The sequence below is a fragment of the Porphyromonas circumdentaria genome (assembly GCF_900167105.1).
GTDB classification, from domain to species: Bacteria; Bacteroidota; Bacteroidia; order Bacteroidales; family Porphyromonadaceae; genus Porphyromonas; species Porphyromonas circumdentaria.
The window spans coordinates 150,016-168,088 of record NZ_FUXE01000004.1 but is presented as its reverse complement, the minus strand read 5'-3'; the positions used below and the strand labels follow the sequence as shown (position 1 = coordinate 168,088).

The 18,073-nt window shown below is 42.5% G+C and carries 10 protein-coding genes; all 10 read right to left on the bottom strand.

Annotated elements, in window-relative coordinates:
• Positions 1 to 249 precede the first annotated feature (249 nt).
• Positions 250 to 387 carry a DUF5348 domain-containing protein gene (locus tag B5D06_RS09155; protein WP_394364844.1) on the bottom strand — a complete coding sequence of 46 codons (138 nt, stop codon included), beginning with the start codon at positions 385 to 387 and terminating at the stop codon, positions 250 to 252.
• A 399-nt stretch (positions 388 to 786) separates the two neighbouring features.
• Positions 787 to 2,004, bottom strand: coding sequence for a hypothetical protein (locus B5D06_RS02950; RefSeq protein ID WP_078736540.1), 1,218 nt, complete (start codon positions 2,002 to 2,004; stop codon positions 787 to 789).
• Positions 2,005 to 2,281: 277 nt separating this feature from the next.
• The gene (locus B5D06_RS02945) at positions 2,282 to 3,937 is read right to left on the bottom strand and encodes an Mfa1 family fimbria major subunit (RefSeq protein ID WP_078736539.1); all 1,656 of its coding nucleotides are present in this window, start codon (positions 3,935 to 3,937) and stop codon (positions 2,282 to 2,284) included.
• 56 nt (positions 3,938 to 3,993) lie between these two features.
• The gene (locus tag B5D06_RS02940; protein WP_078736538.1) at positions 3,994 to 4,965 is read right to left on the bottom strand and encodes a FimB/Mfa2 family fimbrial subunit; all 972 of its coding nucleotides are present in this window, start codon (positions 4,963 to 4,965) and stop codon (positions 3,994 to 3,996) included.
• A gap of 38 nt (positions 4,966 to 5,003) precedes the next feature.
• Complete coding sequence (locus B5D06_RS02935; protein WP_078736537.1) at positions 5,004 to 6,446, bottom strand: OmpA family protein; 1,443 nt, start codon at positions 6,444 to 6,446, stop codon at positions 5,004 to 5,006.
• 26 nt (positions 6,447 to 6,472) lie between these two features.
• Entirely contained in the window at positions 6,473 to 7,081 is a 609-nt protein-coding gene (locus B5D06_RS02930; RefSeq protein WP_078736548.1) for a DUF3575 domain-containing protein, read from the bottom strand.
• A 59-nt stretch (positions 7,082 to 7,140) separates the two neighbouring features.
• Entirely contained in the window at positions 7,141 to 11,940 is a 4,800-nt protein-coding gene (locus B5D06_RS02925) for a hypothetical protein (RefSeq protein ID WP_078736536.1), read from the bottom strand.
• A 341-nt stretch (positions 11,941 to 12,281) separates the two neighbouring features.
• Positions 12,282 to 13,070 (bottom strand): Rossmann-like and DUF2520 domain-containing protein, encoded by a 789-nt coding sequence (locus tag B5D06_RS02915; protein ID WP_078736534.1) that lies wholly within the window; start codon positions 13,068 to 13,070, stop codon positions 12,282 to 12,284.
• Between the two features lie 747 nt (positions 13,071 to 13,817).
• Positions 13,818 to 14,867, bottom strand: coding sequence for an Ig-like domain-containing protein (locus tag B5D06_RS02910; RefSeq protein ID WP_078736533.1), 1,050 nt, complete (start codon positions 14,865 to 14,867; stop codon positions 13,818 to 13,820).
• Positions 14,868 to 15,124: 257 nt separating this feature from the next.
• Positions 15,125 to 17,944, bottom strand: coding sequence for a hybrid sensor histidine kinase/response regulator transcription factor (locus tag B5D06_RS02905; RefSeq protein WP_078736532.1), 2,820 nt, complete (start codon positions 17,942 to 17,944; stop codon positions 15,125 to 15,127).
• Positions 17,945 to 18,073 lie beyond the last annotated feature (129 nt).

The following is an 18,073-nucleotide window of genomic DNA, read 5'->3' as shown; positions in this document are numbered from 1 at the left end:
CAGGATCAAACTCTCCATTGTTATTTTAATGTTCTTTTTTCCTTTTTTCAGCTCATGATGTTATTGAGTAGTACAACAAAGAATTGAATAGTCCTTAAAAACTCGTTTCAAGGGGCTTTATTCCTTTTGTTACCTCGTTTCGTCCAATACTAATTCGTATTGTGCACTACACTATTTGTTCTTTATATCAAGTATCTCAAAGATCTCTTATTTCAATATCCCCAACCTTACCAGTCGAAGAAACGTCCCTCACAGAACGTGAATGCAAAGGTAATACTTTATTTCTATTCTGCAATACCTCCAACATCCTTTGTCGCCAAAAAAAACCTCAAAGCAACAACCGCTTTTCAAAGAGACCCGCTGGCCTCCCCTATTTTGCGAGTGCAAAACTACTACTTTTTATCCCATATATCCAAATAAATACAACCATAAAAACCGTTAAAAAGAAGCTATACCCTAAAAAACAAAGACTTACATCTCAAAATTATTTTGACAAACAACCCTTCTGCAACAAAAAAACAAAGAAAAACATGATAATCTCGTGGAAAAAGGTAGCCCCAAGAAACCCTCAAAAAAAATCGGCACAACAGAATAGTCTAATCAATTATAGAGGAAAGACTCAATACACTGCAAAGATTTTTGCCTTTTACTTCTTCCCCAACGGAATTGAAACAATCGGTATACACTATCGTAAATCTCCCGTAAAAAAGAGACTGCCCTACTTGGTAAAACAAAGTAGGGCAGTCGTTTTTAGAGTTTCTGTTAATGCATCAGATTTGATGCTTCTTACACAAAAGCAATTCCTTGTATATTAACTTTCATTTTGTAAAAGCGGTTACGGAACACACTCCAATCTTTTGAGTGATCTAAGTCTCCTAACACTGTATCATAGTGAGTCGCTCCTGCATTTCTAATGGGATAAAACCTACTCTTAGGATTAGCAACATTTTCTTCAGAGTAAGTTATTTTGACCCCTGGTCGCTGTTGCTCCGTCAAAGTTTTTGAAGCCAAATATTCAGGCAAATAGACATAAAGCTTATAGTCAGCCGTTAAAATACCTCCAATGGAGGCATCGTCGATATTAGGGGGAAGCACTACATATGCTTCCTTTGGATCTCCTTGAAAACTAAAAACATAGCCTTGTACAGCTCCTACAATTGCAGGATCTGTAAGTTGTTTTCGAGGGAAAAGGGTATATGTTTTGGGCATATTAAGTAACTCTACCTTTAGACGGCTATTAGGCGTATAGCCATAAGGTAAAATCCAGCTATATTTCTTATTGCCATTCTCATCAATAACAACCTCAACAATATCCTTTAAGGTGATTTCCATTTTTGCCAAAGAACGCATCATCTCTGCAGATTGTCGGTTTTGACCCTGAATTTGAGGACGCTGCATTACATTTTGAGATTGTAAATCTATACGATGTGGATCTGCTTGCGTACCACTACCAGGCAAAGTACGAGAGAAAACAACGTTCTTGTAGACTGCCGTCATCATAAAGTAGTTTTCTACACCACTTCCTACCTGTTCTGGGGTAATTCCCACCATCTTAACATTCGCAAAGGATTCTAACTGATTGCGAGAAATGCCAGCCTGAGAAAGAAAAGCTAAATCTGTAGCCGACTGTCCCGAAGCAGATTCGTTGGCGAGAAGATATACATCGTAGGTACGAAGTTCAGACATCCTGAATGTAACCCTACCGTTCACAATGCCGGCTTCATCGAATTTCATATTCATAGCCGCATTGGCTCCACCAGAGGGGAAGAGAATCAAACGAAGCTCCTTAATGACATCTTCTCTTTCAGAAGGGTCTGTATTTGGGTCTGTAAAGCCAGGATTTTCCGTGTCCTCTCCATGGGAGCGTAAAGAATTAATCCCTAAGCTAATAACCGCTGTATGTTGCTGCGTAGGGTCTAACCCCTGTTTTGCCTTGGTACAAGAGGTTACCCACCCAACAAACACCAAGAAAGGGAGCAAGAATATAGATTTTCTTTTTAGCATAATGTTTTTATGGATAAATATTTTTTCTACTACACCTGCACTCTATGGCTGTTAGCACTCTATAGGGTAAGAAGAAGAGCCCTTTAAGCGGCAGTTCAATCTCTACCAAGAGAGGTAACTCCGATACAGGTGCTGCGTAATCATTATAGCACTTCCTATCTCTACGCAACGATTTGTTTTTATAAGGTTACTGAGGTCGGGAGCGAACTACAGCTCGCTCCCCATCCTCAGCAAAAACCATGAGGATAATCTCTATAATGTTATTCCATTCCTATTATTAGAGACCCAAATCTACTTCGTAAGAGTGAACGTTCCACTTGAGAACCTTAACAGAAACACTCATATAGATATCCTTGTCTCCCAATGGATCATCTGGCTTAACAGGAGGAACTGGGTCTTCACCTGGATCAGAAGGATCGGAAGGATCTTCTTTTTCAGGTCTTGGGTCTGGATTCACAGGATTCTTAGGATCATAAACATCTGAAGTACCAGGAGTAGTATTATCTGGATCTTCTGGATAGAGGGGGTTCCAGTTGAAACCAAGAGCCTTGATAGCTCTAATGTGTACGTGGTAAACATTGTTACGGAACGCAGGCGCATTAAGAGTCTTGGGACGCTCTATGATATCAGGATTGACATAAGCATAGTAAAGTACTTTACCTTCTACATACTTACGATACTTCTGTCCTTTAAGACCGCCCTTAGAGGGATCTGCAACATTAGCCGCTTTTGAATAAAGCTTACCTGTTATTGTTCCTAAATAGAAAGTACCATTAACCATTTCTGCAGGAGTGTTTCCATCTGCAAAAGCCTTTTCATTAGGAACAAACTTGGTACGTATAAGCACATAAGGAGTATTAGCTCGGCGGAAACCTCCATCATAAGTAGCAGGTGTCTTCCCTGCATCTGTGTTGCGTTTATGATTGGCTTCCAACAAGAAAGCAGGTCTTTCAATTGCGCCAATCTTCTTAGGATCTAAATCTCCATAAGTAGCTTGAGAAACAGCACGATCCTTAATAAACAAGTCAGAGTAATCATAGTTGTCATTCATTTGACCATAGGTAGCGTGATTATCAAAAGGCCCTGTAATAACTTCGTAAGCAGGGGTTTTGATAATACCATTCTCTATCAACTGTTGGATATAAAGTTTCTTCTCACCTTGAGCCACAGCATATTTAAGGTCAGTAATCTTTCCTATTACTTCACCAGTACTCGTGTTAGTAATATTATACTCAAGTTCAGAAGTTGTTACCACTACACGGGCAGCAGCTCTCTTTACAGGTACGATAGCACGGTTTTTAGGAGCCACAGCATTCATAGCTTCATCGTAAGTTACATTAGCCTCAACGTTGATAGTATAATTTTCGCTATTACTCATCATAATAACATCCTTCTTATCGGTATCTTGGCTAAAAAGCTTCTTCATAGCCTCAGGAGCCGTAGTTTTGTAATCAGCCTGATAGCCATTAGCTTTATGAGCTTCATAAACTGTTTTCCAAGCTGCTTCAAAATCTGCCTTTGTAGTTACAGCTAAAGTCTGACGCATATCGTTAGGAGCATTTACCAAAACGTACACCGATTTCATTCCTGCAGTGGTCTTGATAGCCTTTTTAGGCATAAGCTTCGTTTCTTGACCAGCGACAGCCTCAACATTGAAATCTGTAAGAGTGTACTGACCAGAAGAAACCTTTGCAGCATCTACCAAATACACATCTACTGTCTTGATAGCATCATTACCTTCCCACTCTCCCTTAGGGTTAAAATCATTAACTTCATCATCTGCACGGAAGTCATTTTCCCCGAAAGAAAGTGTTACAGAGGCATAGGTATTACCCTCCTCCACCTTGTTGATTTCATCAGAACCCTTATTACAAGAGGTCAGTGCCCCCGCAAAGAGAGCCAAACCAGCAACTAAAATCGATTTAATTCTCATGATCGTCTAATTTTTATTTAAATGAATATTCTGTTATTTGTCATACTATATTATAGTCAATCTCCCAAGTCTACTTCGTAGCTGTGTACCAACCATTCGTTAATCCAAAGCTCGATAGCCATATAACCGTTAGGGCACTCACACTTTTTCACACGAACAAGCACATCAAAGTCATTAGTACAACGCAAGTTAATATTATCTGCATTGGGACTTAGAAGGATAGCTCCTACCAAATCTACTTTGAACATCTCTTCGCCATTATCTACCTTACGGATAATAAGATCATTGCTACGCCCTGTTTCCAACTTAAGTGTAGAAAAACGAGCAAACAAATCCAACTCGTTGGGGTACTTAAAATTGGGCAAATATTCCATGGTAGTAGGATAAGAGAGTTGCTCATGCTTGAAGATTCCTCCCTCGGCAATATAAGTTGCATTGTTGGAGTGTAACTCGATAGCAAACTCTTCAGGCTTTTCAAAACCAATTACTCGCACATTAACCCTATTGGTTATTTCGCGCAAATTTACTTGAGTATGAGGCGCAAATTCTTCCTTTTCACCTACAACAACGCGGGGAGAAGTCCCCACATAAAGTCTATGCTCTCCCAAGGCTGTAGCCTTTTTAGCCTCTCTCTTGAGAAGCAGCAGTACATCTTTGCGAGTAGACTCGTTATTCAACTCTTTCAATTCAAAGTGATCATCCACATTGGCCCACACTACAAAACTGTAACGACCGTGAGTCGGCACAGGCACGAATAACTCGCCCTCGGCAGAAAGACGAAAGTCTTTGTTTACTGTGGTAGACACCCACTTATCTTGCTCATCAAAAGTATAGATATGCAGGCTTTTCACCTCTGGATACGAAGGAGCTTGATCACACTCTGTCTGCTCATAGATATTGACATACACTCCCCTATCGCAAGCGGCCAAATTATCATATACATGCTGCTTACAGGAAGTTGCTATACCAGAAAGAAGTAATGCAACCAATCCCCAGCTCCAAATTTTGAGTTTATTCATACGATTCATAAACGATGAGTTCTTTTTAGTCAGTGTTCGTCTTAAATTTATCGGTTCAAAACCTCTTGCGCTCTTCTACATCCCTTAGCGGCCGCTTCTTCTATAATCCTATCAGCAACCTCTTCATTACCTTGCATGTGCTCTGCAATAGCTAAAGGAAGAGCTGTGCGCAAATCACTCTTGAACGGTTGCAACACACAAGCTGCCTTATCTGCCTGCTTGCGGTCATACTGCAAGAGAGCATTGGCATAGTTAAGAGCTGACTCTACATCCTCTGGATAGAGACGATAAGCAGACTCAAATATAGGAAGAGGGTTCTTACCCTGTTTGATGTACTGTTGCGCCAACATGTAGTGCTCTTGGTTACTCATCAGTTCGGGCTTCTTAGCAAAGATACGGGGGAGTTCTTCAACCGTAAAAGGACGCACCTTATACCCCATGCGGAACGTAGTACGACGTAATGGAGGATAAACGTTGGCTAAAAGATAATCATAAGCTCTTCCACCCTCTATTTGCTGAATAGCATTATGTTTGCCCCAATAATCTGAGTGATTATCGATTGCTTTAATAACTTGTGCTTTATAGGACAAATCAGATGCTTCAACAGCCTTACGAAGACCAGCCCAATCTGAACCAAAACCTTTTACCTTAAAGTCTGGTGTACGCTTAATCTCTGGATATTTGTTGCGTACGTAGTTTGCCAAGACATTGGCACGACGCTCAGAGAGGGGGCCGTTAAAGTTATCTCCACCCTCGGGTGATGCATAACCCTCTACGCGTACTACATCCAAAGTCGTACCTTCCAAATCCAAGGCTTTCTTTACGAAATCATCTAAACGAGCCAACTCCGTAGCATTACTCTTATAGTCTCTCTTAAGTTCGTGACGAGCTACCTCAAAGTTTACTTTGCTCTCGAATGTCTCTTCATGACGCTTTACATCTACCGCCTTAGGCTCAACAAATGAGTAACGATAATCTTCGGGAGAGAAAGAATGGATGCCTGCATCATAGGAACCGCGCTCACGATCTTTCTTCTTACACTCGGCACAACCATACACTTCCTCACGAAGTACAAGGCGAGACTTCGCCATCCAACGTTCAAAGGGCACAGAACGCTCTACCTCTATGGAAGCAAACTTGGCTGAATGTACCTCCTCTACAACGGGGAGGTGCATCTTATTCTTTAACACCTTTGCACGCTTGATAACCTTTGCACGCTTATTGCCCACAATGCACAAAGGCTCAAGGCTTACCTCCTTAGAATTGTCTGCACTTACCAGTGTAGGATAGATGTACACCAACTCTTGAGACATTATCTTGCGATCGGGGAGAACAGAAAACGACACATTGAGGTGTTGTCTGTCTTGCGAACGCTCTATCTTGACATTACTACTCGTCCACTTATATGTTTCAGCTTTCTGAGCATAGGCTCCGAAAGAAAGCGAAGCTCCAAGGAGAGAAACGATTAGAAATATGTATATCTTATTCATTGTTAAATCCTTTTTCTTTATCGTTTTTACTTAATCATGTATATCAAAGAGAGAGTAGCCTTTGTAGGTCCAAGATAATCTGCTGCCTTGTCTTTTTCAAGACGCTCACCACAATTGGTACACTTATACTTATCGTACATAATACGTGCGTATCCAGCACCTAAAGAAGCCTCTATACTGAAACGAGAAGAAAGCATCCAATGATATCCTACACTCACACCTCCTCCGATGAACCAACCCTCGTAGCGATGATCTGCCATCTTGTTCTCTTTGTTCTGAAGAATCATGTAAGGAATATTTATCCCCCCCACGTTCATAAGACCTCCGTGCGCATGCACCCCAAAAAACCAACCATTAAAGGCATCGCAGGTCCATAGGCGCAACTCGGGTTGTACCATCCAGTGGCTCCACTTTTTAGGGGTGTAACCATCTGCACGCGAATCTTTTTCGTAGAAAAAGAAGTTAGCTCCAACTTGGGTATCCAAGGTAACCTTACGTCCTAAAGCTACCTCCAAAGAAAGGTTAGGAGTAAGAAGAGCATCATAGATAAGGTTGTTTTTAAGTGCTACTTTCTGTGCAAACGCAGAAGAGAAAGCTGCAAGTAACAACGCTCCAATAAGCAGAAACTTTTTCATATCATAGTGTTTTATCATATTATCTATATTTCTTTTATAACGACAGGAGAGTAAGTTATTTATCGCAAATCGTATTTACGTACGGTACGCATTCCGTTCTTGAAGAATACCTCTACCACTACTACTCCCTGCGTATTATTAGTGTCTACCTCTATAATGCGAGTAGCATTGTCTGTCAAAACTTCGTCTGCCAGAGTCTTACCCTGCATATCGTAAATAGCTACTCGGTGAAGAGGCTGTGTACTCTCTACTCTGAGCTTACCTGCTGCATCGTACATCTTGAACTCGGCAAGAGGCAATTCTTCATTGGTAGTCACATTAGTGATACCGAAGCGTTTGATACGCAAAGCAAAGCGTGTAGCGGGTGTAGTATCTGGTCTATTCATGAAGTCGTATTTAGGATTACTGAGTAGGTCTTGCTCTACCCCTTCGTGCTTATCGATCAAAGTAAGCTCTTCGTACACCGAGCGGTCTATATGGTCGAACGAAAGCGTCAAAGGAGCCGAAAGCGAAGAGGATACTCCTAATTGAATCATACCGTGTGCACGAGTAGGATAAGTAATAGCGTTGTAGTCACCAGCATCAGGCTCTACCATGAAGACCGTAGGGACAGAAGCATACTCATTATTAACAAACACAGGAGCGCATACACCACCAGACCAACCCAAGAAAGCCTGTGAATAGTCTCCCTCTTCATTGGCAACATTGACTGTAAGAGGTATCTCTACAATAGCTTCTTCCTCTGCATTCTTCAAATTGTAAGGTCCCGATACGCCTTCACGCCAAGCGGGGAGGAGTACAGACTTAGTCCCAGAAGTTGGGAAAAGTAACTCTCCCGTTCCCTTACGACGAACGACAATAGACTGCAACGGAGCGATTTCTTTCGACAAATTAGAAGCTGGTGCCGTTGCTTTGGTATAGACTTTCCAAGCGTTCTCTGTAAAGAGATAGTAATAAGGCTCGATATTATCCTGATTTACTTCCAAGAACTTGTCAAAATCCATTGGCGTCATGAATGGGTTACCCAACATGACCCAATCGTTTGTTGCACCTGCAGGTTTAGCACTCAACGAATAGCCTTCTGTATTGACACCTCCAACAAGAATGTTACCAATCTTTCCACGACGCCCAGGAGTATTGCTCTCAAAAACAAAACGGTATGCATCTGGGAGTGTTCTCTTATAACTATCCGTCCTATTAGTTAGTGCCAAAGTATTTTCGTTATAATAACGGAAAGTGCTTGTTTGGGTACCTGAGTCATAAGTATGATGAGCATAGGCAGAAGCAGAGCGAGGATTCTCAAAGAAAGGCAAGCGGAAAATCCCATCTAACATATTGAGACGATCGTGGTTACTATAACCCATCTTACCACTCTGATGACCTGCCACACGCAACGCCATTGCGTGGTTGTATTTTGACAAAGGCTCTACCTGAGAGTTAAAGGGTTTTGTAAAGGAAGCATCCGTTAAAGGAGTTGTCGTAGACACCTTCAAATAGCGTTGATACGTCTTGGGATAACCACCCACTCCGAAGTCTCCAGAAACCATATCCTTAAGAGGGGTAGCAATCATATACCAGCGGTTACGCTCCATTAACTTACTATCTGCCGTAGGATGTCCCTGCTCGACATAAGCCGTAATAGACCCATCACCACCCATCTCACCAAAGTTATAGTCCACATAAGCGTTATGATAAGAGAGTTGCTGCGGAGTTCCTAATTGTGAACCGTAGTGGAAATAGATATCATTACACTCTGGAGCTCCATATATATCACGTTTGGTAACCTCTCCTGCGAGGTCGGGGAAAGCCTTATCTACCTTAGCTGGGATATGCACCACGGTACAAGGTGCTGGAACGGCTTGGACGGGTGTACCATCTCTTTTCGCCCAGTTCTCCAAGTTGTGCCAGTTGGCATCTTTGGCATCCTTACGCCACCAAAGCTCTAATGGAGCTACCGAAATAGTAAACTTCAAAGTCGTTTCGGTGGGCAATCCAGCACACAATATGTTTTGAATATGAACTTCATACTCGCCAGAATGTGCAAACGTAGCATTGGGAATCTCTATTTTTTGCCCTGTCATTGTTTGCCCATTTGGAAGTTTCCAACTGTATGTCACATTATTTCCGAGATTGATTACAGAGAGTCGAATGGTCTCTCCTTCACAATACTTACGCTGCTGATTAGGAGTTCTAATAATATCAGGCGAATCCAGATTGTAGATAATTATCGACTCATCGTTAAAGTTTCCACACTGCAAATCGGTTAGCTTAGCTCTCAACTTACCAGGTATAGGTTTCTCTGCCGTACCGACCAAATCAAACCCAGCTCCCTTTGAGACATTCTCTTTAGTTAACGTTTCCGTTGCAAAAGGCAGACTCTCACCTTCTCGGAAGAGTTCTATCTTGACCCCTCCTACATTATTTGTAGGCACGATAAAGAGGTGACCAGAGAGAGAGCCTTTACAGCTATAACCAATATAGGTTTCTCGCTCATAAGAGAGAGGAATATTAAAAAGATTTATAGGGTATTCTGGCATACAGGTAAGGTCCTTAAAGACCTTGTCATATTCTGTATGACGACTAAAAGGAGCAACCTTTAAGACAATCTCCCCGTTTGTTTTAGGCAATTCTATATAAAGATTCTCATTATTAGGTTCTGCAGAAACCCACCACATAGCAGTATGATACTGCCAAACCCAAGTACTTCCTGAGGGGAAATTATGGGTAACATCACTTTTAGAAATTCCCTCTGGGAACTTGTCTACATAAATCATCAAATCTCGAGGATGTGAAACGGGTCCCTGCACAAAAGTAGTCTGTCCTCCAGACTCTACTTGCCAGAACTCCGATTTGAACATGAAGTTGTCTCTATTCTCTTTTGTAAAAGGATAGATACGAACACGTCCACAAGAAGCATTGACCAAACGGGGTTTAAAATTATCCTTATTTACTGTCCAAAGAGGTGTTTTAGCGGTGGTAATCTCGACCTCTACATCATGAGATTTCTTACATACTCGATCATATATCCGAAATAGGTATTTTCCGTTAGGTGCAAAAATCTCTCGCTTTACTGTAAAAAACTGCGATTTTTTTCCAAAGGCATAAAAACGAGAAACAGAAGTAACCCCAGAGGGGAAAGTCTTGGGGAAGCTAAATGTTTCTCCCACAGCCAAACCATCTGGCCCTGGAGTATAGCCAGCAGGAGCACTTACCAGTGTAACATCGTGGTTTAAGAAAGGAATTGTAGTGGGGGTATAACGTGTTAACTCGACACTAGTTCCCCTCATCCTTTTACAAATATCAAACATATTCGTCTCCACACTGGGGTTGGCAACACCCGTATACTTGAAATCATTCACTATCCTAACAGGGTACTCTACATAAGACCCCGTACCGTCAGTCGCCTTTATCCAATAGGTATTTCCTCCCTGAAGAATATAGTCATTAAAATTAGTTGCCTGCCCCATTTTTGTAAGAAGAACATCTTGGGCTGTTCCTAAGCGAGTCGTTTTGTCCGAGGCAAATAAACCAACCGAAATAGGATAACAGAACAACTCCGTACTGGACTCTGCGGGTTTAACATTAACCTTGTAGGTTATAGCACAAGAATCTACAATAGTGTACCAACGTATAGTAAACTCCTCTGGTAGATTCTTGATAATCTGATTTCTATATCCCTTAGGAGTTCTATCTGGAGATCCTTTTAGACGCAAAAAAAGACCTGGGAACACATCATTATTCATTGTATTTACATGGGGCGTCTTGGTTCTATCCACAAACCCCGCATCGCTCCACTTCTTACCCTTTTGAATACGACCAAAAACCCACTTATACCTATCCCTCTCGGCTGCTAATCGTCCTGTGGCATCCATATTATCCACAAAGGGGCTTTCTCCCACAGCGTAATATTGAGAAGGCTGGTTATTTCCATATCCAAAGCCATAATCATAGTATTTAACCAAAGAATCCTGAGGAGAAACAGTAGTCGTAGTCGTAGACAAACTTACTGTTGGAGACAAGTAAGGCTGCAAATCCTGATCTTGCCCTTCGAACTGAGACACTCCTCTTTGTTGAAAAGAGAAATAGAACCATCCACACTGATTACGAGTCTCCTCCGAAGCTCGGGGATGGGCGGCAAAAGGAATGACTCCTCCCTGTGGAGCATCAAACTTCACAGCTTCCATTTCTACAGTCTGCACTTCCTGGCCGCCACACTCGTCATGAACTTGAAACTTATAAGTCCCTGCAGGAAGGTGATGCATAAAAATCTTCTTATCAAGCTCCAAAGGAATCTCTGTGGGCCCAGTGTAGGCAGCAGGCTTTTCCGTTAAGACAACCTTATAGCTAGGTCTATTACCTCCTGTTACCAAAACAGAAATAACACCTGTAGGCTGTGGAGTACTGACACCACTGGGTTTAAAACTCTTAAGGGTCTTACGCTCCAGCTTAATCGCGACTGTGGGTATTTTGTAATTTGAGTTTACAATAGCCTCAACGGGACCTACCTGTATCTCCACATTATTCTGAAACACTACTTTCGCATAAGCCTTATAAGTCCCTTTTTTCAAACCATTGAACAAGTTATTTTCTACGAACTGACCGCTCGCCCCTGCCAAGGAGTTACCTTTATCATCTCGCAAATCATATGTAATCTTTTTAGGAGTATAAGGCGATCCTGTTTTTTTAGTTACTGTAACAGTCACTTCTCCGTTTTGAATACAATGAGCATCCTTAGCCGTGGCAGTAATTTCAACATCACCCGCCGACTGAGCAAACGCATTTCCAACCCAAAACACCGCACTACTCAAAAGGAGTAGGGTAGCCTTCAAAAATTTGTACATTATTTGAGAACGATTCATATCTCTTTCGTTTTATAATTCAACCTATACGACCCCAAAGGATGAGATCAAACGCGGCAACAAAAAAACGCAACCACCAGAATACCCCAAACAAGGAGGTAGCACATCAAAACAAACCGAGGAGACTCTCATGGCAATTACATTTTTTTGACGTTTCATACTATTTCTCGCCCCAAAAGTACGCAATCTCTTAGAAATAGGCAAGTTTTTTGCAGACAAAGTATGTGCTTTTATAACCCTCGAAAGAGAGCATTTCAAAAAGGGCTCACAGAAAAAGTTTCTAAGACCTACCATAGAAAAGAAGTTTGCCTCCCCCCCAAAAAACCGATAAAAATAGAAAGTTACTTAGCCATACACGCGATAGAACGCGAGAGTAGTCGATACATTTCTTGCCATAACTCGGGATGGTCTGCCAATAGTTGCTCGTGCGTTTGCATAGTAACGGTATCTCCCCTGCGAGCAGGGCCTGTTTGTCCCTCCAAAGCGCCCAACTGTATCGCTTTCTGCAGAGTCTCCTGCATCAACGGATGCAAAACCTCAACGGGAAGTGCCGCTCTCTGCAAAATTTTCGTAGCCACTGCCCACTGATGATTGACAAAATTACAAGCAAAAACAGCCGCCACATGCAGTTGTCTGCGGACACCAAGAGAAGCCTCACGCCCGTTCATCTGCAAAAGATGAGCTAAAGAGATCACGGCATCGTAAGCCTTTTGATCTGCCACTTCATAGAAAAGAGGCGTTTGCTCTAAAGGGAGGGGGCGTCCTTTGGTAAAAGTATTCAGCGGATAGAAGACCGCACTCGAGCGATGAATAGAGGAAAGCTCTTCGAGAGGCACACTTGCTGCCGTATGCATCCAAACGCCCTCGGTGGCAGGCATAGCCTGCGAGACCTCTTGCACAGCATGGTCGGGAACAGCAAAGAGGTAAATATCGGCATCCGTTGGTAACTCCATCAAAGTATGCACGACTTGACTTTTCAACGCATAACGCTCGACCAACTGCTCGGCATGCCCCAGTGTCGGGCTCATCAGTGCCATAGGCGAAACAGTTCTCAAGGAGAGGGCAGCGACCAAACTCTCTGCCACACCACTCGCTCCGACAACCACAATTTTAGGCTCTTTCTCTACCATTTTACACCTTATTATATATATAGCATTACAACCGACCCTGAATTGAGAGCAAAAGTACAAGAAACTTTCAGGAGACTATGCCACAAGCTCCACAAAAAACTTTCACAAGAGAAAAAACTCTTAGAGGACTTTTGACAAGGCTTTACGGCACTGCCGACTATAAAAAAGAAAGGTAGTGCTCGAAAAATATATCCAAGTCTCTGCCGCTTACCTTTAGCCTTGGAAAAGAAAAAAAGAGAAACAAAAGTTGCAATAGCCAGACTTCTCTCTATACAACCTCTCTTTTCCTCCTTTTATCTGGTATACTTTCTTCTTTTGCTGTGTACAATTCTCTATATTAAGATTGAATATACATATACGCAACTTGAATATATATAAACGCAATCTAAATATACATATACGCAGATTGAAAATAAAGAATTACTCCGTATGAAAGCAACTTTTGCACCTATGAAAGACAATTTTTAGCAAGGTTCAATGGGATTACTACCCTATTGAAGAGGTTGGAAGCCCAAAGCGAATAAAAGAACAGAAGTCAATAAAATAGGAGAGAGCAGCTTGGATAATAGTCTTAATCGTGGAGGATTAATAGAGACATTAGCTGCTTACTCTCACATATTCCCAATAAAAAAGCCCCCTGAATGGAAAGTTCAGAGGGCTTTTATTATCAGAGCTTTTTTTCAAAAGCCCTTGTGTACTACTGAAAGGTTCACTCTTCTTTTTCTATCGAAGAGCTACCTAACCCTATTATTCATCGGCGGGTAATGTGCAGACCACAAAATGGGTTACCGCTTTACTCTTGTCATGGGGTATCATCAGAGATAAAGAAGCGGTAGGCAAAACAGGATCATGCGAGAAAAACAATCCATAAAAATTCTCTCCTTCTGGGTCGAACATCTGCATCACATAAATAAGTTTGGGATAACGGTGGTAAAAGAGTGCCACCCAATCATTTGCATTCCCCTCGGAGAGAGGAGCTAAATCTCTCCCATCCTCCAGTTTTATAGGATATTCGGTGCAATTATAAATAACACGCGTCCAAGGGCCTTGATTGAGGTGATAAATGGCATAGCCAAAAAGCAACTGTTGGGGAGTTACTCCATCCTTAGGAGAAAAAAGCATAAACTCCTTACCCTCTTTCTTGCCATAACCTACATTTTCACGCAATCCCAAAGCCTTTTCGGCAGAGAGTACCATGGCGGGACTCCACTCGATAGGATCTCCCACGAGAAACTCCTGCTCCCAAGTAGCCTTGCTATAATCAACCTCGGGAAAAGCAAAAAGAGAGAAAGTCTCCTGCTTATCGCCTTTGGAAAGCGTCAAAGTAACCTCTCCCTCTGCCTTAACGGTGATTTCATTGCCCTTCACATCTACCATACCGCTCTTGTCGGCCGTAACATTAAAAATAGCCTCTTTAGGTTCCACAGGAAGGGTAAAAGTATCGCCCACGAGGACGGCTTTTGACAGATAAGCAAGATGCACATCCTCAAGAACAACCACCCTTAGTTCTTTTTTTAAATGCTGTGCCGTGAGGAAAATACGTGTCTCGCCCAACGCCTTTGCAGTAACAACCCCTTTGTCCGAAACGGTTGCAATAGCCTCATTTTCAGCTTTGAAAAGCACAGGCACATGAGCGGGGAGCACTTCGAGCTCGATACTCTTGCTCTCGTTTCTCAAGAGATAAAGTGTGCCCTCTCGGAGATTCAGGCTCTCTACTTTAGGTTCTTTGGTTCCACAAGAATAAATCGCAAAAAGAGATGCGATAAGAGAAATAAGGAAGCTAATTTTCTTCTCCATAGTTTTTATCGTTTATAATGAAACAATGTGTATGTCTAAACTTTTTGCTACGTCCGAAAGGCATATCGCAAATTTAGCATAATTTCATTATCCAAACCAAAGTTATCACGGTTTTTATGGGCATCTCGTCCAATAACCCCTTAGGGAACAGATTTTATTTTAAGAAAAACCCCCTCCAACGCAAGTGGCTGAAGGGGGAAAAGGGGTCTCTAATAAAAGGTGCAAACAGAGAAAACTTCAAGAAAGAAAAAGGGAGGTTACTCCTCCTGCCGACCGTAACGTCGAGGCGTTATGCCGTATATTTTGCGGAAATTTCTCGAGAAGTTGGAGGGCTCGTCAAAGCCACATTTCAAAGCAATGTCCCCGACAGACCACTCTGGATGTTTATCCAAAAGTTGCTTTGCACGACGCATACGCACCTGCATCACGTAATTGGAGGGGGTATCTCCCGTTAGGGCTGTTATTTTACGATACAACTGTCGCGAACTTAGAGAGAGACGTTCGGCAATGGTGGGCACATCTACCTGCCCCTTTTCCATAAGCACATAGATGGTGGTGATTAGTTTATTCAGGAAAATCTTATCTTCATGTTCTCCCAAAATATCCTCTTCACTACCGCTTTGGGTTAAAAAGTCGGCATACTTCTCTCGTAATAGAGAGCGTTGCTCCAATAGTTTCTCGACACGTACTCTAAGCTCCTCTTCATTGAAAGGCTTCTCTAAGAATGCATCCGCCCCCTCTTTGAGCACACTGATGCGGTCCTCTTCGTTCACTTTGGCAGTAATAACAATAATCGGGATATGATTGAGCAACTCGTTGCCTCGTATATGCTGGCAAACTTCTATCCCTCCCATCTCGGGCATCATCAAGTCGGTGATGATGATGTCGGGCACTATCTCCTCTGCCTTTTCCAATCCCAAACGTCCATTAGGTGCATAGGAAATGGCATATTGACTACCCAATCGGCTGCCAATGAAAGATGCTACCTCTCTATTGTCCTCTATAATAAGGATTCGTATGTGGCTATCGTCCTCTTCGTTAGAGGTGTCGAGCGTCGAGTCTTCTTTCTTGGGCAAAAGGGGATGGTTGTAAAGCTCTTCTTGGGCAAGTAGTGCATAATTACCCTCTCCATGGCGGATAGGAATCTTTAGGGTAAACGTAGTACCCTCTCCCAAGCGGCTCTTGACTGAGATGGTACCGCCCATAGTATCGACAATCTGCTTGACAAGAGCCAACCCCACACCCGTACCAGCACTATATTGGTCTCCCTCCACCTGAAAAAAGGGCTCAAAAAGATGCTCTAAATGCTCCTCGGCAATACCCGAACCCGTATCGGCAACGGAGAGGAGCAGCTGATCTCCATCTTTCAAAACAGAGACCTCTATCTTGCCGCGGTCTGGAGTGAACTTAAAAGCATTGGATAGCAAATTGTTCAACAACTTATTGGCATAGTCGGGTACAAAGTCGGCTTCCAGATTTTTATCGGCAACAAAACGGAAATCTATCGAATGTCTACAAGCATGCTCTCGGTACCCCTCTACAATCATCTCCATATAACTACCCACATCTCCCCTGCGCCAGTGAGGGTCTCCGACCGTAGATTTAACCTTAGAAATATCGAGCAACTGATTGATAAGCTGTAGTAGATTGTTTCCTTGCCGCTCTATTAGCTGTGCATCGTGCCTAATCTTAGGTGTCGTTTCCGCCCCATTTTGCAAGTCCCTACTTACGCCCAGAATAAGGGTAAGAGGTGTACGAAACTCGTGTGTTATATTGGTAAAGAAGGTCTCACGCATACTGTTCATTTTCTTAAGCATACGGTGATTGCGAGCACGACTGCGGCTGATGTAATACATCGTAGAGATAAGTAACAAGAGTACAAGGATAACCATAAAGAAAATGGCAAATCCTATCCTACGCACGGTGCGCTCTTCTTGAAATTCCTGCTCTGCCAAAAGCGTTTTTTGCTGCTCTCTGCTGCGCTCTATACTCAAGCTGATGTTCTGTATCTGATTCATCTTCTTGATATCTACCACACTATCGGCATAGAGAGTAGCCTGCTCGTGGAAAGCAAGGGCTCTGTGATAGTTGCCTCGCTCCTTATATATAAGGTAGTAGAGATTGTATATATCGGAGAGATGAGCTATTGATTTTATTTTCTCGGCTTTTTGTTGCGCCTTGTTCAAGTAGGCTTCGGCCTCTTGGAAAAGAGCCTCCTTGTAGGAGATGCGCGCTAAGGCAATAAGACTATTGAGGGTATGCCAATCATCTTTTGAAACCTCCATAAGCCGATAAGCTTCGTGATAAGCTTCAGAGGCTTTATCGTACTGCTTTTCCTGTTCGTAGAGCTGTCCATAATAGGTATAGCAGAGCGATATCCCAAGCGTATTGTTTGCCTTTTGGTTAAACTCCATCGAGCGTCTGTAATAGGTCCAAGCAGAGTCTAACATTCCCTTATTCTGAAAAATAGAGGCGATATTGGCATAGTTGATAGCTCTCCCCACATCACTTTTGAGCCGCTCTTCGCCCTGCAAAGCCATGCGAAAAGCACTGTCGGCACGCTCATAATTGCCCAGTGTTATATAGATATTCCCTAAACCATTCAGAGAGACTACTCGGTTTTTTATAGCCACATAGGAAGTGTCAGTTACCTCCTCACTTATCTTCCATGCTTTGTAGTGGTACTCCGTAGCGACATCAAGCACGCCTAAACGTCTATAGTTCGTACCGATATTATTTAAGGCTCGCACTATTTCTGCCGTATCATTGAGTAGCTCAGCCTGCTCCAAGCCTTTACTATGTACTTTCAGAGCCTCTTCAAAACGACTTTCGTCGCGCAGTCTACGCCCCCACTCTCTGAGGACCAATACACTCCCCGTAAGATTTCCCTCTCTCTCCCACGCTTCTTGCAGTCGTGCCAACTCCTCGATACTCTTTTGCGCACGTACGATACTATCTATCCTATGATGCTCTTGCGGAGAAGTAAGAACCTGCTTTTCTCGACATGAAGAGAAGAGAGAAACGATGCAAAAAACAATCAAAAGGGGGCGTAAAAAAACACGAGAAAGTAGCTCCATAAGGATTCTTAAAGTACAAACAATAAAATGCGACCCATTCTTCGCCTTACAAAAATACACTCTCTCTGCTGAAATCCGCTCTTTTCGACAGGAATAATTAAAAAAATGAGTTGTATTGATTCTTTCTTA